Origin of the sequence: Chryseobacterium sp. CBTAP 102 (genome assembly GCF_003201365.1) — a bacterium.
Lineage (GTDB): Bacteria > Bacteroidota > Bacteroidia > Flavobacteriales > Weeksellaceae > Chryseobacterium > Chryseobacterium candidae.
Map to the genome: position 1 here is coordinate 126,666 of NZ_QICX01000011.1, position 24,800 is coordinate 151,465.

The window sequence follows — 24,800 nt, forward strand, 5'->3', positions numbered from 1 at the left end:
ATGAAAACTATAATTAAAATATTCAGCATATTCATCTTTGCTTTTTGTCTGTTTTCATGCAATGAAGACCTTGTGGAACAGGCTCAAACAGGAATGTTAAAAGGAAAAATCGTGAAAAGAGGCAGTAATGTACCGATTCCTAACGTGAAAATTTTTACCAATCCTACGACACAAACTGTTTTCAGCGGTACAGACGGTTCATTTGAAATCCCTGCCATGCCAGTGGGGAATTATTCTGTAAAAGCAGAACTTTCAGGATATATTACAAGCTTTCAGTCAGTCAATATACAAACTCAAAATCAGGTAGTAACAGTAGTTTTTGAGATGGATGATGATACTTCATTGAATTCTCCTCCCGCTACACCCCAGTTGCTAAGTCCGATAGATAACGCAGTAAATCAACCCTTGAGCGTCGAATTAACCTGGAGCGCAACAGATCCCGATACAGCGGATGTCTTAAAATACAGTTTGACAATTAAAAATAATCTTGACACTAATGTGATTCAGGTTAATGATTTGACAGCAAACCATTATACGCTATCAAATCTGAAGTTTGGTGTAAGTTACTTCTGGCAGGTGTCTGTTTCGGACGGCATTCACCAGCCAGTTTTAAGCTCTATCAGTAAATTCACCACCAATACAGTTCCGGCCAACCGGTATCATTACGTTCAGAAACAAAATGGAAACTTTGTGATCATTTCCAGTGATGACCAGGGAAATAAGTTCCAGCTTACCAATTCTTCCTATAATAGCTGGCGGCCACGGAAAAACAATAATGCCGGCCTCATTGCATTCCTTCGTACAGAAGGGGGAAGTACCCATCTTTATACTGCCAACCCGGATGGTTCCAATCCTTTTAAAGTAACAACTGTTGCTGTTGCAGGTTTCAATAATTATGAAATGGACTTTGCATGGAGTACAAATGGTAAGGAACTTATTTATTCCAACTTTAATAAACTTTACAGAATTAATAAAGATGGAAGCGGTCTGAGCTTAGTGTATACAACTCCGGATGGAAGTATGATCTCGGAATGCGACTGGAGCTACGATGGTAGTAAAATAGCATTGAAAACCAATGATTATAACGGATATAACACTAAAATTTATGTGATCGATGTCAATGGAGCCGTTCTTAAAACTGTATTGTCTGGTACAGCAGGGGCCAGCGGAGGTTTGAACTTCTCGGTTGACGGACAGTTTCTTCTCTTTACCCGTGATGTTTCCGGATATTTGGACGGAAGCGGAAATTACCGTCAGCTGGATTCACATATCTTTATCTATAACCTTGTTACAGATGCTGTAAGTGATATTTCTGCAGAAAGCGAAAAAGTAATGGGAACTAATGATCTCGATCCAAGATTCTCCCCGAACAATGCTCAGATTATCTTTATGAATACCTCCAACGATAATATTTCGCAAAGAAATATAATGGTAGTTGACCTCAATAGTACGATGACTGATCTTACAAGGGTAACACTGTTTAGTAATGGAGAAATGCCGGATTATGAATAATATATAACGTTTAGCGTTCAAAGTCCAAGGTTTTAGTTGTAAAGTGAGGTGGGAGAGATGATCTGTACCCATTAGAGATAAATTTAAAATGAATTAAATACTTTTTTAATTGTTAAGTCTCTTATTTCTCTGCCTCACTTTTTACCTTATAGATTTTGATTGTATGTATCAATAAAAATTTCCCTGAAGAATTATTGAAATTAAAATCAGGAGTAAAAAAAATTCCATGCTTTACAAAGTCTGGAATTTTTTGAGTAATTCATGGAAGTCTTTCAGTCGATGATATGATTCTCTATTGCATATTTTACAATTCCGACTGAGTTTTTCGCATTGAGTTTCAAAAGAATTCTTTTTCGGTGTGTTTCTACCGTATTGATACTGATAAATAATTTTTCTGATATATCTTTACTGCTGCATCCGTCACAGATGAGTTTAAGAATTTCCATTTCGCGACGGGTGAGAGGTTCTTTGATGTGTGGGTTGTGTTTGCCCTGTTCATTACTGATAAAATTGATCATTCTTTCCTTTGCATGATCACAGATGTAGATCTCATTAAGAAGCAAAACATTGATGGATTTAAGAAATTCATCGTAGGTACAATTTTTATCGAGATAAGCTTTAATCCCTTTGTTGAAGAGTTTTCGGATGTCAATTACATCATATGAACTTCCAATGATTGTGATTCTGGTATTTTTATGCTCTGAAATAATACTTTCCACCAACTTGCAGATTTCCGAAAGCATAAGCATATTGGAACTCATAACAAGCATTTCCGGGGGCGTTTCTTTTAAATTTTTGGAGAGGTTTTCTAAAGAATTACAAATATCTATAGTGCTAAAAATATTACTTTGTGAAAGTAGTCTTGATAATCCCTCTGTATACAGCATGGGTTCATCAAAAATGGTCAATCTTGGTTTCATCATGGTCTGTTTTGTTTATATAAAAATAGGAAAAAAACTTTACATTTTGATTAAAATTGATAAATATTTTAAAAGTATTATGTTTTTATTATTAGTAAAATGTTATTTTTATTAATTTTTTATTAAATAATTCTCTTTTTGTAGAGTTTTTTGGAGTTATTATTGTTAAAACCTAATATTAATGGTCTTTTTTAGAGTTTATTTTGAAATGTGGTGCTATATAAATAACATGCTGGGGATATGTTTTAGCGGAAAACTATCAGAATTAGCTTATGATGTAGCTGTTCTGCTTTTCTTTCATAAATTATTGCCGCAGGAGGCAGGGTAACTTCTCTAAAATAACCAATTCAACTGGCTTTTTCTGCCATCATACCTGTGTTTTATCAAAAGATAAAAGATCTTGTCATTAAAATTTATCGGTTTCAGCCAAAACTTAAAGGGTAGATCATATTTTATATTTATAAATACAAAACAAAAAAGAGGCTGTCTCAAAAGTGTCATTCTGAACGAAATGAAATGTAGTGAAGAATCTCATATGTTTGGTTATCAATGAGATTCTTCCTTCGTCAGAATGACAAAAGCCAGATTGTTTGACTTTTGAGACAGCCTCTTTAAATTTTTTAATTAGAGAATTCTATCAATTCTTCTTTTTTGGCATTGTAGATTTTGTATTCTAAATATTTAAAAGAATCTCTCGGAACAATGGTTACCCATTTTTTGTATTTCATGAACCATTTCATCTGGATACTTTTAATGCCTTTTGTAAGGTAGGCTTCCACAAATGGGTGTACATGCAGGTAGATCTTTCCTTTTTCTTTCTGCAGGATGTTTCTTAGGGTTTCACCCATTCTTTCCACGATAACAATAGGAGCTACAATTTCTCCGTCTTTGTTCGGGTTTTCTTCTTTGGTTTCGATCTGTTTTTCCGGACGGTTTCTCTGTCTGGTAATCTGGATCAGGCCAAATTTACTAGGAGGAAGGATTTTGTGGCGAGCTTTGTCGCGCTTCATTTCCTCTTTCAGATGCTCGTAGAGATCTCTTCTGTGATCAGAATTCGGCATGTCTATGAAATCGATAACAATAATACCTCCCATATCGCGGAGGCGGAGTTGTCTTGCAATTTCTGTAGCAGCCATTTTGTTCACTTTCAGTGCATGCTCTTTGTTGACAGCCGTTCCGGTAGTAATATTGTTTCCGGAGTTGACGTCCACAACGTGAAGTGCTTCTGTGTGTTCAATAACAAGATAAGCTCCTTTGGAACTCGGAATGTTTACATGTTTCCCGAAGCTCTGTTTAAGCTGTTTTTCAACATTGTAATATTCCAGAAGCGGAATATGAGAATCATAAAACTGGACAATATTTTTCTTTTCAGGCGCAATTACTTCAATGTAATTCTTCATTTCGGTCACCATCTGTTCATCATCACAAATGATATTCACGAAGTCCTGGTTAAAATTGTCTCTTAAAATAGCTGAAGCTTTGTCTTCTTCGCTTAAAACTTTAGACGGAACTTTATTTCTCTGGATATTTTTGAAAGTGCTTTCCCATTTCTGAACCAGCTGGTTCATGTCATTATGCAGATCTGCTACTTTTTTTCCTTCCGCTACAGTTCTGATGATTACTCCGAATCCTTCAGGCTTAATACTGTCGATAAGGGTTCTCAACCTTTCTTTTTCCTCAGAACTTCTGATTTTTTTGGAAATAGAAACTTTATTGTCGAAAGGAATTAAAACCAGAAATCGCCCTGTTAGTGAAATCTGGGTAGAAATTCTGGGACCTTTGGTAGAAATTGGTTCTTTGGTAATTTGTAACAGTACCAGGTCATCTTTTACGATCACTTTGTCTACCGTTCCGTTTTTGTCTATTTCGGGTTGTATCTCGAAATTTTTTAAGCTCGAAGTGCTTTGTTTTTTAGAAATAGTATCTTTTAAAAACTTTTTGTATGTAAGATACTGAGGCCCCAGGTCCTGATAATGCAGAAATGCATCTTTGTCGTATCCGATATTCACGAATGCTGCATTCAGATTGGGTGCCAGTTTTTTTACTTTTCCTATAAACAGATCTCCAACTATAAAATCGCTTTTGTCTTCTTGCTCATGAAGTTCACATAGTCTTCCGTCTTCCAGCAGCGCAATCTTTGTAAGATCATCTTCATGCGAAACTATTAGTTCTTTCTTCATTTTTTAATAAGATAAAATTGTTAAGATTATAGGAAGTGGATGTTTTTATCGATTAATTCATCTATTAAATATAAGGATTTTGAATGAAAACCATTATATGTTTATTAAAATAATATTTGAAACCCTCCGTTTTCCGCGGAATCTTATAGTTGCAAACAAAAATATAGTTAGTGAACTTTAAAAATTTAAATCCACCAACTATATTATTATATTGTAAATCTCGAAAAAAAGAGATTATTTTTTCTTATGTCTGTTTGCTCTTCTTCTTTTCTTTCTTTTGTGAGTTGCAACCTTGTGTCTTTTTCTTTTCTTTCCGCTTGGCATAATTTTAATTTTTTAGTAACTAGTTAATATTCAGTTAATGTTCTTATTTTACTGCAACTTTAGTTTTTACTTTCTCAACAAAAGATTTTGATGGTTTGAAAGCAGGAATGTTATGAGCAGGAATCTCAATTGCAGTGTTTTTAGAAATATTTCTTCCTGTTTTAGCAGCTCTTGTTTTAATGATAAAAGATCCAAAACCTCTTAGATAAACGTTATCCCCATTATACATAGAAGTTCTGATCTCCTGCATAAAAGCTTCTACAACTTTCTGTGTTTCATTCTTTTCTGTTCCCAACTTATTTGAGATGGTGTTTACCAATTCTGCCTTTGTCATTTCCTTATTTTAATTTTAAATTTTAGGTGTGCAAATTTAGTTAAAAAAATTGAATACTAGCAAATTAGTGGCAAAATATTTTTATTCAAAGAGTTGGACTTTTTATGTATACACTATATTAAGGGCGGGTGATAATAATTTAACAATAAAATAATGTAACCGGATAAAGGTATGAAAATTTAATGAATAAAATTTAATAAATGCTGGTTGTAGCAGGCTTTACAACGCATTCTAACCTTGAGCATAATATTTTAATATCCTCGTATCTACCCTCATTTGTAACCCGTAATTGAATTTTTTAACTGAAATCAGAAATTTTATAAACTGGAATTATAATATCCGTTTTCCACACAGAAACGGATAAGGTGAAGCTTGGTTTTTAATCCCAGCTTTTCTGTAAGCCTGTTGATGTAGGTATCTATGGTTCTGGTGCTCAGATTAAGTTTTTCTGCAATTTCTTTATTGCTTAATCCTTCATAGCAGAATCTCATAAGCTGTATTTCTGCCGGTGAAAGCTCCTCCTGTCCTTTCTTCTGCCTGTCCATATACTCCTGTACAGCAAGAGGCTGCTGCTCCCATTCTTTGGAATAAGCCTGATAGTCAAAGTCTTCAGAAGCAATACTTCCTTTAATGATATCCTTTATGATTGTACTTTTTTTCTGGCAGTAATAGATATTAGGAATTTTTGAAAGGATCTCGGCCATATCTTCCTGATAAGTGCCGGAATAGGTAATGATGGGTGTTTCCGTATTGTTTTTTCTGATGTACTTTATGGCCTCAATTCCGCTTAATACCGGCATGAAGAGTTCAATAATGAACACATCTTCCTGTCTTCTGTAGATTCTGTTTACCAGTTCATGCCCATTGTTACAGTCATTCAGAAGCATATAGAAAGGATTTTCCATAAGTGTTTTGATCATTATTTTTTTAAAATAAAAATCACTGTCAGCAATGGAAAAACGTACGGTATTAGATAATATTTTACTCATTCTTAATATCGATTTGGCGAATGATATTTGAAATTTAAAGGTCTAATTTATGAAAAACTTATCAAAGTGAAAATTAATATTAATTTAATCAGGGTTTTCACGAAACAGGCTTGGGGAAATTACGTATTGTGCATAAATTTTTTTTTTTATATTTTCACAGGCCAAACAAATCGCAAATTATGTCTTCTAACAGAGAAAAAAAATTAAACAAATCTGACGTCAGAACGGGCATTTGGAAGTTTATTCTGTCATTTGTCGTTTTGTCGGCTGTATCTTTTACTTGCTTATTTCTCTTCTTTAAGAGTTATGATATACAACGGGAAGGAATTAGCCGTGAAGCAGAAGCTTATAAAGAACTGATGCTTCGAAGTGATGTACTTAAGGACCACATTGATGATATTTACGACAAAATGAACCAGCTTAGCATTAATAAGGTGGAGAATGAAGTATTTCTCAGAACCAGTATTATGGATAATGTGAGAGATGCTAAAAATATTATGGGTAAAGACAGTGTACAAAGCTTTAAACATTATGCTGTACTGATGAAACAGATTGTACCCATGATGAATTTAAAAGCCAGGATCATTGAAGTGGAATATCAGAAGAAAACAGTGTTGAGAGATCTTGATGAATGTATGGGAAAGATCAAAGTAACCAATAATGAACTTAGAAAAGACCCTACAAGAAATTTCACAGGAAGTAAAAGAAGAAGATAAAAAGAAAAAGATATGCAAGGACAAATCACATTATCTAAGAAAGAAAGGCATTATCAGTTTTTTTATTTAATACTGATGCTGGTAACAGCAATGTTATTTTTGGGAGTGATCTTTTTAAAAGGATTTGTATCTCCTTTTTCTGATGAAGATGTAAGAGGTATTCAGAATCTTGAACAGAAAGCCGAATTTGAACAGCATCAGAAAGTTGTTCTTCCCATAATGGACAGTACTTATACCATGATCACCAAACTTACCAATGACGGACCACAGCCTTTTATCGAAAACAATATCCAGCTGGGAGTGAATGATCTTAACAGCTATTTCAATAGTACTGACGTTGTGGATATCCGTAAAGATGCCTATCCACAGATCGCAAAATTTTATAAAATGTATTTTGATGATAAAAAAGTCATTTCAACAACCTCGGAAGACATTAAAATTTTCCAGAAACAGGTAGATGAATGCAGAATCGGATTTAAAGATAAGCAGAATAAGCTCTATCAGCGCGAGCAGGATCTGAAAGCAAGAATGCAGTAAGCAAATGGATACTAGGAATTTTAAACAACACATCACAATTATTAACTATGAATTATTTTCAAAAGAACAAGAAAAACATTATTATCGGTGTTATTGCAACGTTGCTGATTGCTGCATTGGTTGCTCTGTGGCTGCAGAAAAAGGTAATACATTCAGCCGATGATATTGTTGGGGTGGTTTATCCGTCTTCATTGGCGGTGGGAGATACACTTTTATTTGAAGATAAAACCCAGTTTGCGAAAACCAAAAGATGGAATTTCGGAGATGGAACAACTTCAGACAAAAACAGTGGTATTCACTTCTATAATAAGCCAGGATATTACCAGGTAAGTTTGATCGTGGACAATAAGTATACGAAATCTTTCCCTGTAATGGTAAGTGCAAGAAGCGTTCAGAAACCAAAAGATACTGCAACAGCAAAAACAACTATTGAAGCTGTGAGCCAGGCGATGCAGAACGAGAATGTAACCTTCCGTGCTATTTCCGAAGCAAAGCAGTTTGCATGGAAATTTGGTGAGTCCGGGAATACAGATGCTAAGGATAAATTCACTATCTATTCCTATAAAAAACCCGGAGATTATCTGGTAACTCTTTACACAGAACAAAGCCAGGATCCTATTTATCACCGTATTAAAATCCTTCCGGCTTATGATGCTCTTGCAGAAGATGAAGTTTCAGTAGAAGACTCTTATGCAAAAGTAGATAATGATTTCAAATATCACCTGCAGCAGATTGCTAACGGAAACAGTTTCAATATGCATTACAATTACCTGTTGAAAACGTATCTGTGTAACAATGAAAATACAGTGGTAAAAGTAAATGACAGCAAAGTAAATAATTTCTACATGTATTGTGCAGGCCTTCAGTTTGATAAAAATACAGTGATCCAGACGGTAAAAGTAAATCTGGATGATACACAGAACTGTGTAACGAAAGTAGATATTAATCAAAGCAAATAATTTCGTCCGGTCTTACGGATGCACCAATCATAAAAAGATTAAATAGGATGAAAAATACATTTCCTCTAGCAGCATATTATATAGGGTTATCAGTATTATTAACGAGTTGCCAGGTAAAGCTCCCGTCAAAGAAAACCCCGGAACCTTCACAGTATGGGCAGGTGGATGCTTCCCCTGTCGTTAACGGATATCCAAAAAAGTCAGTTCCATGGATTGTTATTTCAGACAGATCAAGAAATACGGCTTATCTGGATAAAGATGATGAGAAGTCTTACAAAGAAGTAAAATTCCTTGAACCTTTAATGGTTTTAAAACATAGAGACGGAATGGTAAAAGTAGCGGAATATGTTCCGGATGCTTTAATGAAAAAGATTTCTTCAAAATCAGTCAAAACATATGGCTGGATTCAGGAATCTGACCTCCTTCTTTGGAATAATGCCTTAAAAAGCGAAAAAACAGGGTATCCTGTAAGAGTAGCAGTAGTACCTAATAACAGCGAAGTCATCAGAAATGCCGAGAGATACTACAAAAACGACTCTATTATGGTGTTTAATTCACCAAGTCTTATTGAAACAGCCAACGTGAAAATTCCTAACGGACAAATTGTTTACGTATACAAGATGGCTGAAAATAATAAACGTTTCCTGGTAGGTAAAAAACCATCTGTTGATATGGACAGTATCAACAAAGGACTTTACGGATGGGTAAGCTCAAATGTAATTTCCAGCTGGGGAGAACGTTCTGCGATCAAATTAAAAAATACAACAGGAATTAATGATACGGCATTGGGAATCCATGAAGGACATCCAGGCGGATCTGCTTCAGATGCTGATAACAAAACAGCTGTTCTTCTTACTGATGTAAACAAAAGAACACCTCTGGAAAATATCTTCCCGGTAAATCTTCATTTAGAAGAAACTCCAACTCCTGATACCAAGACAAAATATTTCACCAATATTTTAGATTACAGCAAGAACTTTGTATCCAATGTATTGGGTGAGCCTATTTATTTTGATCGCTACAGAGAGATTACGGAAAGAGATAAAAATATCAATATTGTTTTTGCATTAGACGTAAGTGCTGCCAATGCACCTTATGCACCTATCGTAAAATCACTTTTACAGGATCTTCAGCTGAGATTTGAAAAACCATCTTATTTTAATCACGTTAAATATGGTGTGGTTTTATACAAAAACAATCCATGTGGAGATAATATTTCTGTATCCAACTTAAGTACAGACTACAGTAAAATCATGACATTTATTGATCAGAAAACCAATGAAATGAACTGTGCAAGCAATAATGGCTATCAGCCGGTAGGAGAGGCGCTTACTGCAGCAGGGAATCTTCTTTCAAATGTTTCTGATGAAACCAATATTGTTATAACTGTAGGAACTTCTGCCAATCAAAGCGGAAATATGTACAGCGTAATCAGTTCGTTAACACAGGCTCAGGCGAGATTAATCATGTTCCAGACCAGTGCAAGATCATCTGATACTTACAACGATTTTGTATTGATGGCAGAAAATGTGGTAACGAATACAGCTAAAAACATTGCTGAACTTAAAAAGCAGAAGATCATCAACCAATATGATGTTTTAACCAAAAATAATTTCAGCCTTGTGGAAGGCGATACGGGATTCTTCTCTTTAGCTTATCCTAAAGAGAGCATGTCTCAGGGATTTGTTATTTTCCCTAAAAAAGGAGATATTACCACTCCCGGATTCCTTAAAAAGTCTGTTGACAGTCTTATTGCACAAGTTACTTTAGATAATCAGACTGTTGATAAATCTCTTAATGAATATTTCCATTCATCCGTAGGAGCAGGGAGAACAGATGTAGATTTAAAATATAAATACCTGTATCCCGGACTAACCAATCCGGTTTCTGCCGGAATTGCTGCACAGCTGATCAACTATGGAAGCCCGTTCCTTGTGAAAGGATATATTCCAAAAGAGCTGAAAGAGTTTACGCCAGGAATAGAAAAGGGAATCCTTATTTCTGAATCGGAATATGATAACTTAAAAGCTTTCTATACGGAAGTTTACAGAAATACTCAGGCAGACCGTGCAGACTTTAACCAGGCTAGAGCAGTAAAGGAGTATGTAAAGCTGCTGAAAAAGTATAATCCTACAATAAAATTCTTAGATAAAGGAGCACTTTATGAGCTGCCAATGTCTTACGCTATTGGAATGAGTACCGGATTTGACCTTTCTGAAGAAGAATTGATGGCTAAATATAAACTGAAAGGTTGGAAAAAATCAAAAGTGGTTCCTAGTGAAACGGTAAAAAATTATTTCCAGCACTACAAGAACTTAGCAGACAGACTGCTTGCCAACAGAAACAATCCGGCTGTAAAAATTCAGCAGAACGGACAGACTTTCTACTGGCTTAATGAGTACTTTACGCCATCCAGAATTCCAACAGAACAACCGGAATACACAAAGCATTAAGAAATTTATTTTATGATATTAAAAGCAGGAGTATATCTTCTGCTTTTTTTGTGTCTTAAAGTGAGGTCACATATATTGATTAATTGTAAACCTTAAACTTTGAATTTTTGAAACCTATACTCTGTTTATTTCTCTTTAAAGTGTAAAAATATTTTTTATCTAAAAACTGAGATATAATTTAAAACACTGTATTAATGGATGTTACGGTGTGGTTTGTAAATCCATTGTCGTAGAATTACGACAACAAATCGTAGAACTACTACAAAATATCAGATTTATAAGGAAAAGTTTTTTTTAGCGGAAAAGAGCCTCTATATTTGCTAACACAATCACCGAATCACAAAATATTACTAACGATTAAATTTACTAATAATGGCCGAAAGAAACTCAAGAGGAATCTTAAAATTCAATAATGGAGAAGGGCAGAAGCTGTTAAAAATGAACTACAGCGTATCAAGATCTACAGATGTTTCAGGACGTGTAGCATCAGATCCTTCTAATGCATTAATCAAGGTTACGGTAGAAGCTACTGAAAAGTCAGATATCCTTGAAAGCTTACTAAACGGTAAATATAAGCCGACAGTAGGAGAAATTACTTTCAACAAATCTCACGAAGAAGGAACACTGATCACTTTGAAATGGGAAAACGGATACGTCATCCAGCATGAAGTAGACTTCGACGCAGTAGACAGCAACAGTATGCTGATCAGCTTCGTCATCAGTGCAGAAACCATTGATTACGGTACTTCTCAATACGCAGGGCTATGGCCATCCAGCTAAGATTGACACATATTATCAACATTCATAAGAAGAAAGACTGTCCCTATTTAAGACGGTCTTTTTTTGCCTGAATGAAAAAACTATACCTGAAATTTTATTCTATAACATATTTATATAGTGTCTGTTATGTAAATTTTGTTATCTTTAATACCCAACACAAACACAAAGCATATGAAAACCGAATCAAAGACCAAGGGATCTTCCTTCCGTCCTTCACAGAATGCAGACGGAATATCCGAGAATCATCACGCAGGCATCAACCGGCTGGTCAAATTATCACTGGTTGTAGAAGGTAAAATTATTAAGTACTATAAACATTTCACCCTTAAACAAAAAGCGGGGCATCACCACGAATTCAATCTTATTCTTGCTCACGATGCTTTGGGAGAAAGGCAAAGCCATACCCTTGAAGAAGCCAACAAATTTCTGGGTAAACGTCTTACAGCAGTCATTTCCTACAAAGATATTGAGAAAAGTCCGGAAAGGAATTTTGTCGGGATCATTACCAAAGTAGGATTCAGTCAGGAAAAAATGAGTCTGGGAAATATTGTGCTTTCCGGATACAGCCCTACGATCTTGCTGGACGGTGCTCCGCATATTCAGAGTTTTGGTGGCAGCCAGCCTGTTAATATGGGCATCATAGCCAAAGAAGTAATAAAACAGGGAATAGATAAAGAGCGGTTTGATATAAGAGTCGATACCAATGATTATTCCCAGATTATTTACAGCAGCCAGTATAACGAAACCCATTATAATTATCTGGCGAGAATGGCAGAAGCTTATGGGGAACAATTTTATTATGATGGTGAAGTCTTGCATTTTGGAAAGCTTCCTCCGCAGAATAAGCCTATAAAATTGTTATACGGAAGCAATGCAGATAATATTAAAATAGAACTAAAAGCTGTTCATACAAAGCCTCAGTATTATGGCTATAACAGCAGTAAACATGAAAAGCTGACTTCAGGAGAAACTCCGGTAAGCCATTTAGGCGATCTTGCCCGTACAGCATACAGTCACAATGACAAGATATATAAAACCCCGGCACTGCAGGTTGCACCTATCAAAGCAACAACGCATCTGGATATAGAGCATTCTCAAAGAAGTTCATCAGGAAGCGAGGCTGTTAATGTATTTTCAGTTTCCGGATCTACAACCGTTCCTTTTTTGCATCCCGGATGTATTGCGGATATTCATATGAGAAAGCCGGACAGCAGTGAAACATCTTATTTTACGAAGGTTATGGTGACAGAAGCCGTTCATGAAATTGATACGATCGGACATTACACAGGAACTTTCGAATCCATTGCCGCAGACACGGGTTTTCTGCCCAAACCGGAATTTACGGTACCGGCTGCCCAGCCACAGATTGCAACGGTAATTTCCAATACTGATCCGGAAGGCCAGGGAAGGGTTCAGGTAAGATTCGACTGGCAGATGAATGATAACACTCACTTTGTAAGAGTAATGAGCCCTGATGCCGGAGGAACCGATCAGATCACACAAAATCGTGGTTATGTAGCCATTCCGGAAGTAGGAGATCAGGTGATGGTTAATTTCGTACACAGTCATCCGGACAGACCATTTGTAATGGGAGGAATGTTTCATGGCGGAATAGGCCTTGGTGGAGGAGCAGACAACCGGGTAAAATCTATCCAAACACGAAGCGGTCACAGAGTCGTTTTCACAGAAGATGAAAGTATCATTATTACAGACAAAAGCGGAAATGAGATCCATCTGGATACAACCGGAAGTAATATCAACATTACAGCACCGGAAACCATGACCCTGAACTGTAAGAATATGAATATTAATGTTGGAGAGAATATGACGACGACGGTGGGAAATAACCAAAGTACAAACGTTGGAAATAATATCACAATATCTGCTGGTAATGATATTATAGAAACTGCTACGGGCAATAGAATGGAAATGTCTGATAACCGAACAGAAATGGTGGATAATGATTATACAAGACAGTCTTCAACGTCTGATATTTTTGCAAAAAAAATGACTGCTATAAGTTCAGAAGATGATATTCTTATACAAAGTGCTAAGACTGTACATATGAATAGTGGTGAAAAAGGGACTAATCATTAAAAATTAACGTCTATGGCAATTATAAGAAAAGCTGCGAATATTAAAATTATTACTCAAAATAAGGACGCTGTTTTAGCTGGGAGAATTCACATGAGTACCAGTAAAAAAATGATATTCGATGCAATAGAAGATAATCTGGAGTTCAATAGCGCAAAAAAAATAAAAGCAGATGGCAGGGGTTAGTCATGGAACATATGAAGATATACAAAGAGACAGTGTAAAAGAAAGTGTTTTTTTATATTTATTCTTTTTTGTAAGTGAAGATCATAAAGGAATGCATATGATTTCAGAAGCTTGTCAAACCCGTTTGAAAAATAAAAAGAAACAATCGTGGTATGATGATAAAATTCATAAAGCATTTAGTATACCAATACAAAGCATAGATGAAATTGTAGAGCAAATTCCTAAGATTATTGAAAAACATTCTGAAAATGATAAAAAGAGAGTAATAATTGGTGAATTAGGAGTGTTTTCACATGCCGGAGGAGATGGGCCCATATCTTATAATAAAGAAATTAAGATTTGTCCTATTGATAATTGGCCTCATCAAATGGCTATGTGCGGATGGGAACAGATAAAAGTAGAATGGGGTGTAAATTCAAAATGTGTGTTTTATGGCTGTAACACAGGTAATTCCTTTGCCTCAAAAAACTTTGCACAGAATATTTCCAATTTGTCAAACTTTAAAGATGTAGAAGTATGGGGGCAATCCACTTCATCTTTCCCATCATTTTATCCTGACTACAGAGTTACTAGTTTAGCCAGAAGCCTTGATGAAAAGAGAACGGGTGGTATAATAAGAGACGGTATGGGTTGGGATATACGATCAAATACATATCAGGTAGGAGGAAATGCAGGTGAGGGAAGTAAAGCTGTTAGTTACCATCCCGATAAAGACAATTTGAGTCAGAAAAAACTTGCAGAAGGAGGATATTTAAAAGTTAACAATATGAATTGCTATAAAAATGGAAAACTTATTAAATCAACACATCAAGGGGTTTTTAACAACCATCGTTAAGGTTTTCTTACAATTATTATTAATAACTACTGTAGCTTGTACAAAAATGAATGAACAAACATTTAAAGTATTTGGAAAAGAAGATATATTGAAGAATACTAAAATTAATATCATAAAGATAGATGATAGAGGAGCAAAAACTGAAAATACATTATTGTTTTTAGGAAAAGAATATGACATAAATGCAGAAACGGAAGCAGGTGCTACCTATGAACTTTATGTTTCTTATAAAGATTCATTAGTTAATATATTGAAATTTGAAAATGTAATGAGAAATGCAAATGATCATATTAATCATATTTATTTGAATGAAGAAAATAATAATATAAACGTTATTTATATCGGAAGAGAATCAGATGTGGTTAAGCATCATGGATTTATGAAAACATTGATGCCAAAAAACGATTTTTATAAAGCTAATAATATTTCAGATGATAAAACGATAGAAAAGTATAATGAAATTTTTTTTAATGAAGTTAAGTAGCTTTTAAATTATGAAACTAAAAGTATTTTTTTTAATTGTTATGTTTTTATTTTTTTCTCAATGTAAAAAAAAGCATATTAATAATACAAATAGAATTTATTATAAAACAGAAGAGTTTTTATCTTTTGAAAATAATGCCCAGATAAAATATGATGAGGCCAATGCTATATTTTTGGAATATTTAAAAAAAGAACATATAAAATTGACTCCGGTATTTCTTTTTTGTGAAGGAGAAGATTATCTATTTGGTGTAACAACTGATCCCAGCCAGGATAAGATGAACAGATCCTGGAAACTATATAAATTGAAAGTAAACTCGCAATCGGAAAATACAGAACCAATGCAAGGTCAGGTAAAAGAATAATGTATTGGATAGCGGGCTGTTATATTAATTTACATAAAATTATTATAGTATTGACAATGAAGAAAAACTGGTTTATCTACAAAAAAATATTATGAATAAAATAATAATATTAGCTGGGTTGGGCTTTTTTACTCAAATTCAATCGCAGGAATTACAAAAGACAATGATTCCAAAAATTACTAATGAATTTGAAAAGATTACTATACAGAATTCTAAGAAAAAAGATGATGACAGATGTATTGAAACTCCGGAAGGAAGAAAAGAAATTTTTTCTGCTTCTGAAGGTGGATATAGATTAAGTACTTACTATGAGAACTCTTTTTATAAATCAGATAAATTCTATTATAAAAATGGTTACATAAAAAATAAATCATTGTCATTTAACATGGGCTCACCTGTAGGAATATTATATCATTTTGATAAATCAGGTAAAGTTGTAAAAGAAGAAAACACGGATGAAGATTATGATTTCAAACCTGAAAATATTATTGCATACTGTAAAAAAAATAAAATTGATCTTCCAAAAGGTTATCATGATTCTGGTTATCAGACAAGAGTACTAAAACAGGATTTTGAAGGCAAAAAAGTATGGAGAATTTCTCATCAAATTGCAGGCGACAAAATAGAAGAAATCATTCTGGATGGTAAAACAGGAAAAGAACTTCAAAAGAAGACAGTACCTTTTTATAACCCGTAATTGTATGCTTAATACAAGTTTAATAGGAGAATTATATATTCTATTTTGACAGCAAGAAGATCCAGAAAAGTAATTTATTACAATATATCACCATCAGAAATAGGATTAAAAACAAAAAAACACCGTTGTTATTTCTCTGATTAAAGAATTAACTATCTTTATATCATTTAGAATAAAATAGCTAATTTTAGCTACACAAAAAGAATAAGTTTTGATTCTTTGAAAAAAGAGGTGAAAAACATACTTTAAAATCATCAAATCGCAAGCACAGCAGAATGCAAATATATTAATATAAGAAAATTATAAATGGGAGTACTAGTAACCAACGAAACAGTAAAGCAACTATTTCACATTGCTCAGTCGATAGCGAAGGAAAATTATAATGGAACTTATGGAGGCCCGCACATTCTGCAGGCTTTAATGCATAAAGATATCGGGCTTAATGAATTCCTGAAAAGTATAGATAAAGATCCAGGTTATTTCTATGAATGGGCAGATGTCCGTATTGAAGAATATCCGAAAACCAGCCATCTTCCGGATGAAGTAGGACAGGATGATGCGGTAGATACCCTTATTGAAGAAGCTGATGATATCCGTTTAAAATTAGGACTGGATGAGATTACTCCTATCTGCATCCTTACAGCCATTGTAAAGCCTCAGGTTGTATTTTCTCTTCAGCAGTTAAAGTCACTTCCTTTGAGAGAACATGAGATCTTCAACCTGTACAGAAAAGACACTCCGTTTACCGTGTCTGAAGACGGTGATTTTTCATCATTATTTTCAAATGGTACATCAGACTACTCAGATTCTTCATTTCCTTCCATTAAAAGCTACTGTGTAGACAGAACAGCACAGGCAAGAAAAGGAGAAATCGAAAATATTATCGGTAGAGATAAAGAACTCAGAATGCTGGTGGAAATCCTTTGCCGAAGAAGCAAACCGAATGTGATCATCATCGGAGAGCCGGGAGTAGGAAAAACAGCTTTGGTAGAAGGTTTTGCTACAGAAATTATCAAAGGAAATGTCCCCGAAATGCTTAAAAACGGGACTCTCTTAGAACTTGACACCGGAGCTTTATTAGCAGGAACTTCTTACAAAGGTGAAATTGAAGACCGCCTGAAAAAAGTAATTAATGAATGCAAGAAAATTGAAAAAGCCATTCTCTTCATTGACGAAATACATACCCTTCTGGACCCAAAAGGAAGCATCGGAAACGTTGCCAACCTTCTGAAACCTGAACTTGCCAGAGGTGAAATTACCGTAATCGGAGCTACTACACAGGAAGAATACAGAAAAATTATAGAACCGGAACAGGCTTTTAACCGCCGTTTTGAAGTTTTGACGGTTCATGAACCCGATGAAAAGACTTGCGTGAAAATGATTGACGTGCTTCTTGAAGGCTACAAAAAACACCACGGTATTGAAGTGGAAAAAACAGCCCTTCCGGAATGCGTGCGTCTGGCTAAAAGATATGCAAAAGGTAAAAAATTACCGGATGCTGCTATTGACTTATTAGACAGAACAATGGCTGCCATCAAAATGCTGGATGAATTATCAGAAAAAGAACTGGACAGCTGGAAAGAAAGCTATGATGCGATTTTAACAGAAGAATATGCAGACAGCAAAGATAAAGCAGATGAACTGATCTGGACTTACAACCTGCTAAGAGACAAAATAAGCCCGATTCTTTGGGGTTCACTGAGTGAACAGCCAACCATTGACAACTCTATGCCGGTAGATCAGATTCAGAAGATCATTGAAGATACTTACGCAGAACTTTTACAGCATGCCGCCCAAAAAAGAGAAAAAGTAGACAGACTCGAACTCGCAGCTGTAATGGCCGCTAAAACCAATATTCCCATCGGGAAGATCCAGGCTCAGGAAAAAGAAAAACTCCTGAATATGGAATCTCTTCTGCTAAACAGAGTCGTAGGACAGGATCACGCATTAAAAATCCTTTCCGATGCCATTGTTGAAAACCGAAGCGGATTGAACAAACCGGGACAGCCTATCGGTTCGTTCTTCCTTCTGGGACCTACCGGAACCGGTAAAACCGAGCTGGCAAAATCGATGGCAGAATTACTTTTCAACGATGAAAAGGCAATGGTACGCTTTGATATGTCAGAATTTAAAGAAGAACATTCCGCAGCCTTGCTATACGGAGCGCCTCCTGGATATGTAGGATATGAAGAGGGTGGTATGCTGGTTAATAAAATAAGACAGCAGCCTTACACCGTTGTTTTATTTGACGAAATTGAAAAGGCCCATCATTCAGTTTTTGATGTTTTCCTTCAGATTATGGATGAAGGAAAAGTTCATGATAAATTAGGTAAAGAAGGAGATTTCAGCAATGCACTGATCCTGTTTACCTCCAATATAGGAAGTGAAGAAATTGTAAAACAGTTTGAAGAAGGAAAAATTCCGGAATCATCTTCACTGATGCAGATCATGTCGAATTCAGGACGATTCAGACCTGAGTTCCTGGCAAGAATTACAGAGATCATTCCTTTTGCACCGATCACAGAATCCATTGCAGAAAGAATCTTTAATATTCAGCTGAAATCACTTCATACTTCTTTAACAAGATTGGGAATTGCTTTAAAGATTACAGACGAAGCTGTGAAAAACCTTGCATTAGGAGGCTTCAGCAGCAAGTACGGAGCAAGACAGATCTCCGGAGTAATCCGTGCACAGCTTGCAAGACCAATTTCTAAAATGATTGTTAGAGAAGAAGTGAAATCCGGACAAACGATTCATGTAGATTGGAATAAAGACGAAGAAAAACTGAGCTGGAAAGTAGATTAAGTATAAAGAAAAGGGGATTTGCCATCAGCTTTTACCCTTTTACTTATAAATGAAATTACAATGAAAACGATTGCCAGAAATATCTTTACAGGTTTTCTATTATTAGGATCCGTTATCATGATCAACGGACAGTTTCTTGCCGCTTCCGATACCTCGGAAAGCAGTGTGAAAAAGTATAAGGGTATCATTAATGCCAATAAAGATCTTGTCGAATTTATTGAACAGTTACTCCTTCAGAAAGGTGTTCCCAAACATTTGAGAAACCTGGCCCTGATTGAATCCCATTTTGACAGAAATATTACCTCGGGAGCGGGAGCAGTTGGTATCTGGCAGTTCATGACAGCCCATGCCAACCAGTATGGACTTACAGAGCAGGGACGTACAGATATCTATAAAAGTACCAAAACAGCTACTATTTCCTTAAGTAATCTTTACAAAAAGTACAATAACTGGGTGACAGTGGTTGCGGCTTATAACTGCGGTGAAGGAAATATTGCCAAAGCAATGGAAGCTGCTGGCTCTACTCAATACCATGAGTTTTATAAATACCTTCCGGCAGAAACCATTAATCATGTGAAGAAATATCTTAATGCATGCTATGCAACCGGAGAGCTTCAGAGTGTATTGAATAATTATAATTCTGCAAGACTCAATAAGATTTTCTTTGAGGGAGACCGTAAAGAGACCGCTGCTTCGCTTTCAGAAACAGAGATCAATGCCGGATTCAACCTGAATGTGGTTGCTGCTGAATTGAACGTTGATGTAGACAAAATCCTTGCCTGGAATCCCGGAATCGAGGAAGAACTCCAGAAAAAAGGGGAAAGTCCATTCTATCTTCCCGTGGATCTGATGCCAGATTTTCTGCTGAGAAAAAATAAAATATTGGTTCGTTCCTTAAAAGAAGGCGGAAAGACCCAACAGTAAAATAACAGCAATACCATACAAAGCAATCAGTTGATCTGGTTGCTTTTTTATTAAGTAATCTGCTGAAAACAGATCTATTTTTTTATTGATAAATTCTTAATATTTCTCACTTAAGTGTAAAATTATTGGTTTTGTTGTTGGTTTTTAGTTGATTCAAAACCTTTCTTGATGAGGTTTTGGATAGCTTTGTTAAATCCATTATCGTAGAATTACTACAAGAAATCGTAGAACTACTACAAATTTTCAGATTTCCGTTCAAAAGCTTTTTTTAGCAGAAAAGAGCTTCTATATTTGCTAACACAATCACCACATCACAAAATATTACTAACGATTAAATTTACTAATCATGGCCGAAAGAAATTCAAGAGGAATCTTAAAATTCAACAACGGAGAAGGACAGAAGCTGTTAAAAATGAACTACAGCGTATCAAGATCTACAGACGTTTCGGGACGTGTAGCATCAGATCCTTCTAATGCATTAATCAAGGTTACAGTAGAAGCTACTGAAAAGTCAGACATCCTTGAAAGCTTACTAAACGGTAAATATAAACCGACAGTAGGAGAGATCACTTTCAACAAATCTCATGAAGAAGGAACACTGATCACTTTGAAATGGGAAAATGGGTACGTCATCCAACACGAAGTAGACTTCGATGCTATTGACAGCAACAGTATGCTGATCAGCTTCGTCATCAGTGCAGAAACCATTGACTACGGTACTTCTCAGTACGCAGGACTATGGCCTTCAGCAGGTAAATAAGCCTATTCATCATCTTAGTAAAAATAAAATTGGTACAGAACAGCGGACAAGAGACGCTGTTCTGTTTTTTTATTTAATAATTAGGTTTTTTGGAATAATATTTAATATAATATATCTCTTTATAGTGTAATAATATTTATTTAGATTCTGTTGTTAATGTATTTATTATAAGGTGTTTATGTTATTTTTTTTAACTTAATGTCGTAGAATTACGACAACTAATCGTAGAACTACTACATCAAATCGTATAATTACGACACTTTTTCAGATTTCCTTTCAATTGCTTTTTTTTCAAAACCAGGGGCTTTATCTTTGTTATATAATTATTGAATTACAATTTATTACTAACGATTAAAATTTACAATCATGGCAGAAAGAAACTCAAGAGGAATCTTAAAATTCAACAACGGAGAAGGACAGAAGCTGTTAAAAATGAATTACAGCGTATCAAGAGCTACAGACGTTTCAGGACGTGTAGCATCAGATCCTTCCAACGCATTAATCAAGGTTACAGTAGAAGCTACTGAAAAGTCAGACATCCTGGAAAGCTTACTAAACGGCAAATATAAGCCGACAGTAGGAGAAATTACTTTCAATAAATCTCACGAAGAAGGAACACTGATCACATTGAAATGGGAAAACGGATACGTCATCCAGCATGAAGTAGACTTCGACGCAGTAGACAGCAACAGTATGCTGATCAGTTTCGTAGTAAGTGCTGAAACCATTGACTACGGTACTTCTCAGTACGCAGGGCTATGGCCTTCTTCAGGTAAATAATCCCATAAACTTAAATAAAAAAGAAACAGTATGCCTTTGGGTATGCTGTTTTGTTTGTATAAAAGTAGCTGTACAAAGCAAAAAATGGAAAACAGTCGAAATGAAAATAGACCAATCAGTCTTAAAACCACCGCTGCTGAAAAGTGATTGTTATATTACGTACCCCGCAACTCGGGCCTCGTATCCTGCACTCAAAAACTCAAATCCGATACCCGAAACCCTTCAACAGGCTACCAATTTTTACTCCTATTTTCTTATATTTGTTCATTATTCAAAATATGGACGCAACACAAGATAAAAGGCTGTTTCTCATCGATGCTTATGCGATGATTTTCAGAGGATATTACGCATTGATCAGGAATCCGAGACTCACCAGTACAGGTTTGGATACTTCTGCCATCTTCGGTTTTACCAATTCTCTCATAGAATTGATCAGAAGAGAAAAACCAACACACCTGGCAGTAGTTTTTGATGTAGGCCAGGCCAGTGTGAGGACGGATGACTACTCAGATTACAAAGCCAACAGAAGCGAGACTCCTGAAGCGATCAAAATTGCTGTTCCATACATCCATAAAATTCTGGAAGCAATGCATATCCCGATTCTTGGAGTGGAAGGATATGAAGCCGATGATGTCATTGGGACTATTGCGTGCAAAGCAGAAAAAGAAGGATACACCACTTTCATGGTGACGCCGGATAAAGATTTTGCACAGCTGGTTACCGATAAAATTAAAATTTATAAACCAGGCTTAAAAGGAGGTGATATTGAGATTCTGGGAGTTGAAGAAGTAAAGGCAAAATATGAGATTGAAGATCCAAAGCAGGTGATTGATTTCCTGGCCATGATGGGTGATGCAGTAGATAATATCCCTGGATTAGAAGGAGTAGGAGAGAAAACTGCCATGAAATTCCTGAAAGAATTCGGAAATATTGAAACGTTGCTTGCCAATACCGATAAGCTTAAAGGAAAACTGAAGGAAAAAGTAGAAGCTTCTGCGGAGCGTGGTATTTTGTCTAAAAAATTAGCGACTATCATCTGTGATGCTCCTGTAGAATTCCATCAGGAACAATATGACCTTGAAACTCCGGATTTTGAAAAAGTAAAAGAAGTCTTTGATGAAATAGAATTCAGAAGACTATATGAAAATCTATACAGAGCTTTTGCTCCTTCCACTACAGAAACATTAGTGGTGAGTGAAGTAGAAGTGAAGCAGGGTCCAACAGGAGCAGAAGTTAAAGGGCAGGCGATGCAGCTTGACCTTTTTGCCAATTTCGAAGAATTGGAGCAGGCTACTTCTACAAAGTCTACCATTGAGAATAATGATCACCTTTATCAGTTTATCAATAATCCGAAAGCACAGAAAAAACTGGTCGAAAACCTGCTCCAGCAAAAAGTAGTTTGTTTTGATACAGAAACTACTTCATTAAATGAGCTGGAAGCAGAATTGGTAGGAATGAGCTTCTCTTACAAGAAAGGACTTGCCTACTATATTCCACTTTCTGAAAACAGAGAAGAAGTGTTGCAGACCCTGGAAATTTTCAGACCGTTTTTCGAAAAAGAAGACCTGCTGAAAATTGCTCACAATCTTAAATACGATTATAAAGTTTTAAAACAATACGATATCACCGTGAAAGGGGCCATGTTCGATACCATGATTGCTCATTACCTCCTGAATCCGGACGGAAGACACGGGATGGATTACCTTTCAGAAGTATACCTGAACTATAAACCTGTATCCATTGAAACCATCATCGGAAAAAAAGGGAAAAAACAAGGGAATTTCAGAGATGCTGATCTGAGAACGCAAACAGATTACGCAGCGGAAGATGCAGATATAACTTTCCAACTGTATGAGCTTTTTGCACCACAGCTTAAAAAAGAAAATCTGGAAGAGCTTTTCTACAATATTGAGATGCCTCTCATGGAAGTGCTCGCGAAAATGGAACTGGCAGGAATTTCTCTGGATGAAAAATGGCTGGCTCAGGAAAGTGTTGACCTTGAAAATGACCTGAAACAGCTGGAAGCAAAGATTTTTGAACTTTCAGAAGAAGAATTCAATATGAATTCACCTAAACAACTGGGAGAGATTCTTTTTGAAAAATTACAGCTGGATCCGAAAGCCAAAAAAACAAAGACCGGACAATATGCAACCTCAGAAGATGTTCTTCAGAAGTTATCTTCAAAACATGAAATCATCAAGCATATCCTGGAATACAGAACCTATCAGAAATTAAAATCAACCTATGTAGACGCTCTGCCTTCACAGATTGAGAAAAAAGATAACAGAGTACATACCAACTTCTCGCAGACTACAGCCGCTACAGGCCGTTTGGCAAGTGTAAACCCGAACCTGCAGAATATTCCGATCCGAACCTTGAGAGGCCAGCAGATCCGCGGAGCATTTGTTTCCGGAGAAGGGAAAAAGATTATTTCTGCCGATTATTCACAGATTGAACTTCGTTTAATTGCTGAAATTTCAGGAGAGGATAATATGATTAAAGCCTTCCAGGATGGAGAAGATATCCACGCTTCTACAGCAGCCAAACTCTTTAAAATTCCTTTGGCTGAGGTATCTAAAACCCAGAGAAGTCAGGCTAAGACTGTAAATTTTGGGATTATCTACGGACAGGGAGCTTTTGCTTTGGCTGAGCAAACGGGATTATCCCGTACAGAAGCTAAACAAATGATCGAAGCTTATTTCGAAACGTATCCGAAACTGAAGGAATATATGGCAGAGCAGGTGAGTAAAGCGCGCCAGTTAGGATATGTGGAAACCATATTGGGAAGAAAACGTCATCTGAAAGATATCAACTCTAATAACTTTGTGGTAAGAGGTCATGCAGAAAGAAATGCTGTGAACGCTCCTGTTCAGGGAAGTGCGGCAGATGTTGTAAAGCTTGCCATGATTAAAATAGACCGAGAATTGGAAGAGAAACAGCTTAAAACAAAAATGCTGCTTCAGGTACATGACGAACTGGTGTTTGAATCTCCGTTAGATGAGATTGATACCGCTTCAAAACTCATCAAAACTGAAATGGAAAGTGCCTTAAAAACACAGGTTCCATTATTGGTAGAAATTGGAGTAGGGGACAACTGGTTAGAAGCACATTAATAAACAGAACGTATCCCTAACGATATAAAAAACTTCCGTCTTTTGGGCGGAAGT

At 35.8% G+C, this 24,800-nt stretch carries 21 protein-coding genes; 17 read left to right on the plus strand and 4 right to left on the minus strand.

What is annotated here, in order from left to right:
* Positions 1-1,512 carry a carboxypeptidase-like regulatory domain-containing protein gene (locus tag C8D70_RS15495; protein ID WP_110367878.1) on the plus strand — a complete coding sequence of 504 codons (1,512 nt, stop codon included), beginning with the start codon at positions 1-3 and terminating at the stop codon, positions 1,510-1,512.
* 272 nt (positions 1,513-1,784) lie between these two features.
* On the opposite strand, the gene C8D70_RS15500 is transcribed toward C8D70_RS15495, so the two are convergent.
* The 4 genes from C8D70_RS15500 to C8D70_RS15515 all read right to left on the minus strand — a co-directional run bounded on the left by C8D70_RS15500 (position 1,785) and on the right by C8D70_RS15515 (position 6,259).
* Entirely contained in the window at positions 1,785-2,435 is a 651-nt protein-coding gene (locus C8D70_RS15500; protein WP_228408040.1) for a response regulator transcription factor, read from the minus strand.
* 617 nt (positions 2,436-3,052) lie between these two features.
* On the minus strand, positions 3,053-4,612 hold the full coding sequence (locus tag C8D70_RS15505) for a ribonuclease E/G (RefSeq protein WP_076596261.1): 1,560 nt from the start codon (positions 4,610-4,612) through the stop codon (positions 3,053-3,055).
* A 367-nt stretch (positions 4,613-4,979) separates the two neighbouring features.
* Positions 4,980-5,270, minus strand: coding sequence for an HU family DNA-binding protein (locus C8D70_RS15510; RefSeq protein ID WP_002984212.1), 291 nt, complete (start codon positions 5,268-5,270; stop codon positions 4,980-4,982).
* A 317-nt stretch (positions 5,271-5,587) separates the two neighbouring features.
* Positions 5,588-6,259, minus strand: coding sequence for a response regulator transcription factor (locus tag C8D70_RS15515; RefSeq protein ID WP_076596262.1), 672 nt, complete (start codon positions 6,257-6,259; stop codon positions 5,588-5,590).
* 179 nt (positions 6,260-6,438) lie between these two features.
* Between C8D70_RS15515 and tssO the strand changes: the two genes are divergently transcribed.
* The 16 genes from tssO (at position 6,439) to polA (ending at position 24,746) form a co-directional block, all read left to right on the plus strand.
* Complete coding sequence (gene tssO / locus C8D70_RS15520; RefSeq protein WP_076596263.1) at positions 6,439-6,975, plus strand: type VI secretion system TssO; 537 nt, start codon at positions 6,439-6,441, stop codon at positions 6,973-6,975.
* A gap of 12 nt (positions 6,976-6,987) precedes the next feature.
* Positions 6,988-7,512 carry a type VI secretion system transmembrane protein TssO gene (locus C8D70_RS15525; protein WP_076596264.1) on the plus strand — a complete coding sequence of 175 codons (525 nt, stop codon included), beginning with the start codon at positions 6,988-6,990 and terminating at the stop codon, positions 7,510-7,512.
* A 47-nt stretch (positions 7,513-7,559) separates the two neighbouring features.
* Positions 7,560-8,471, plus strand: coding sequence for a PKD domain-containing protein (locus C8D70_RS15530; RefSeq protein WP_076596265.1), 912 nt, complete (start codon positions 7,560-7,562; stop codon positions 8,469-8,471).
* Positions 8,472-8,518: 47 nt separating this feature from the next.
* Positions 8,519-10,924, plus strand: coding sequence for a type VI secretion system protein TssR domain-containing protein (gene tssR / locus C8D70_RS15535; protein WP_110367880.1), 2,406 nt, complete (start codon positions 8,519-8,521; stop codon positions 10,922-10,924).
* A gap of 372 nt (positions 10,925-11,296) precedes the next feature.
* Positions 11,297-11,704 (plus strand): type VI secretion system tube protein TssD, encoded by a 408-nt coding sequence (gene tssD / locus C8D70_RS15540; RefSeq protein WP_076596267.1) that lies wholly within the window; start codon positions 11,297-11,299, stop codon positions 11,702-11,704.
* Positions 11,705-11,875: 171 nt separating this feature from the next.
* Positions 11,876-13,801, plus strand: a complete 1,926-nt coding sequence (locus tag C8D70_RS15545) for a type VI secretion system Vgr family protein (protein ID WP_110367882.1) — start codon at positions 11,876-11,878, stop codon at positions 13,799-13,801.
* A 12-nt stretch (positions 13,802-13,813) separates the two neighbouring features.
* Positions 13,814-13,984, plus strand: coding sequence for a hypothetical protein (locus C8D70_RS20870; RefSeq protein WP_181416142.1), 171 nt, complete (start codon positions 13,814-13,816; stop codon positions 13,982-13,984).
* The gene (locus C8D70_RS15550; RefSeq protein WP_110367883.1) at positions 13,971-14,819 is read left to right on the plus strand and encodes a hypothetical protein; all 849 of its coding nucleotides are present in this window, start codon (positions 13,971-13,973) and stop codon (positions 14,817-14,819) included. The genes C8D70_RS20870 and C8D70_RS15550 overlap by 14 nt, the downstream gene beginning before the upstream one ends.
* Positions 14,767-15,303, plus strand: a complete 537-nt coding sequence (locus C8D70_RS15555) for a hypothetical protein (RefSeq protein WP_146212890.1) — start codon at positions 14,767-14,769, stop codon at positions 15,301-15,303. The genes C8D70_RS15550 and C8D70_RS15555 overlap by 53 nt, the downstream gene beginning before the upstream one ends.
* Positions 15,304-15,313: 10 nt before the next feature.
* Positions 15,314-15,667 carry a hypothetical protein gene (locus tag C8D70_RS15560; protein ID WP_110367885.1) on the plus strand — a complete coding sequence of 118 codons (354 nt, stop codon included), beginning with the start codon at positions 15,314-15,316 and terminating at the stop codon, positions 15,665-15,667.
* A 91-nt stretch (positions 15,668-15,758) separates the two neighbouring features.
* Entirely contained in the window at positions 15,759-16,364 is a 606-nt protein-coding gene (locus C8D70_RS15565; RefSeq protein WP_110367887.1) for a hypothetical protein, read from the plus strand.
* Positions 16,365-16,670: 306 nt separating this feature from the next.
* Positions 16,671-19,169 (plus strand): ATP-dependent Clp protease ATP-binding subunit, encoded by a 2,499-nt coding sequence (locus tag C8D70_RS15570; protein ID WP_110367889.1) that lies wholly within the window; start codon positions 16,671-16,673, stop codon positions 19,167-19,169.
* 60 nt (positions 19,170-19,229) lie between these two features.
* The gene (locus C8D70_RS15575) at positions 19,230-20,093 is read left to right on the plus strand and encodes a lytic transglycosylase domain-containing protein (RefSeq protein WP_110367891.1); all 864 of its coding nucleotides are present in this window, start codon (positions 19,230-19,232) and stop codon (positions 20,091-20,093) included.
* Positions 20,094-20,439: 346 nt separating this feature from the next.
* Positions 20,440-20,853, plus strand: a complete 414-nt coding sequence (gene tssD / locus C8D70_RS15580) for a type VI secretion system tube protein TssD (protein WP_062675331.1) — start codon at positions 20,440-20,442, stop codon at positions 20,851-20,853.
* Between the two features lie 366 nt (positions 20,854-21,219).
* Positions 21,220-21,633 carry a type VI secretion system tube protein TssD gene (gene tssD / locus C8D70_RS15585; protein WP_076596274.1) on the plus strand — a complete coding sequence of 138 codons (414 nt, stop codon included), beginning with the start codon at positions 21,220-21,222 and terminating at the stop codon, positions 21,631-21,633.
* 278 nt (positions 21,634-21,911) lie between these two features.
* A complete protein-coding gene (polA, locus tag C8D70_RS15590) occupies positions 21,912-24,746 on the plus strand; it encodes a DNA polymerase I (RefSeq protein WP_110367892.1) in 2,835 nt (944 codons plus the stop codon).
* The last annotated feature ends 54 nt before the right edge of the window (positions 24,747-24,800 follow it).

Coding starts and splice junctions, on each gene's coding strand:
- C8D70_RS15510 (WP_002984212.1), bottom strand. CDS start 5,270: ATGACAAAGGCAGAATTGGTAAACACCATCTCAAATAAGTTGGGAACA.
- C8D70_RS15545 (WP_110367882.1), top strand. CDS start 11,876: ATGAAAACCGAATCAAAGACCAAGGGATCTTCCTTCCGTCCTTCACAG.
- tssD (WP_076596267.1), top strand. CDS start 11,297: ATGGCCGAAAGAAACTCAAGAGGAATCTTAAAATTCAATAATGGAGAA.
- C8D70_RS15560 (WP_110367885.1), top strand. CDS start 15,314: ATGAAACTAAAAGTATTTTTTTTAATTGTTATGTTTTTATTTTTTTCT.
- C8D70_RS15495 (WP_110367878.1), top strand. CDS start 1: ATGAAAACTATAATTAAAATATTCAGCATATTCATCTTTGCTTTTTGT.
- C8D70_RS15550 (WP_110367883.1), top strand. CDS start 13,971: ATGGCAGGGGTTAGTCATGGAACATATGAAGATATACAAAGAGACAGT.
- tssD (WP_076596274.1), top strand. CDS start 21,220: ATGGCAGAAAGAAACTCAAGAGGAATCTTAAAATTCAACAACGGAGAA.
- tssD (WP_062675331.1), top strand. CDS start 20,440: ATGGCCGAAAGAAATTCAAGAGGAATCTTAAAATTCAACAACGGAGAA.
- C8D70_RS15500 (WP_228408040.1), bottom strand. CDS start 2,435: ATGATGAAACCAAGATTGACCATTTTTGATGAACCCATGCTGTATACA.
- C8D70_RS15530 (WP_076596265.1), top strand. CDS start 7,560: ATGAATTATTTTCAAAAGAACAAGAAAAACATTATTATCGGTGTTATT.
- C8D70_RS15515 (WP_076596262.1), bottom strand. CDS start 6,259: ATGAGTAAAATATTATCTAATACCGTACGTTTTTCCATTGCTGACAGT.
- tssR (WP_110367880.1), top strand. CDS start 8,519: ATGAAAAATACATTTCCTCTAGCAGCATATTATATAGGGTTATCAGTA.
- tssO (WP_076596263.1), top strand. CDS start 6,439: ATGTCTTCTAACAGAGAAAAAAAATTAAACAAATCTGACGTCAGAACG.
- polA (WP_110367892.1), top strand. CDS start 21,912: ATGGACGCAACACAAGATAAAAGGCTGTTTCTCATCGATGCTTATGCG.
- C8D70_RS15505 (WP_076596261.1), bottom strand. CDS start 4,612: ATGAAGAAAGAACTAATAGTTTCGCATGAAGATGATCTTACAAAGATT.
- C8D70_RS20870 (WP_181416142.1), top strand. CDS start 13,814: ATGGCAATTATAAGAAAAGCTGCGAATATTAAAATTATTACTCAAAAT.
- C8D70_RS15555 (WP_146212890.1), top strand. CDS start 14,767: ATGGAAAACTTATTAAATCAACACATCAAGGGGTTTTTAACAACCATC.
- C8D70_RS15575 (WP_110367891.1), top strand. CDS start 19,230: ATGAAAACGATTGCCAGAAATATCTTTACAGGTTTTCTATTATTAGGA.
- C8D70_RS15565 (WP_110367887.1), top strand. CDS start 15,759: ATGAATAAAATAATAATATTAGCTGGGTTGGGCTTTTTTACTCAAATT.
- C8D70_RS15525 (WP_076596264.1), top strand. CDS start 6,988: ATGCAAGGACAAATCACATTATCTAAGAAAGAAAGGCATTATCAGTTT.
- C8D70_RS15570 (WP_110367889.1), top strand. CDS start 16,671: ATGGGAGTACTAGTAACCAACGAAACAGTAAAGCAACTATTTCACATT.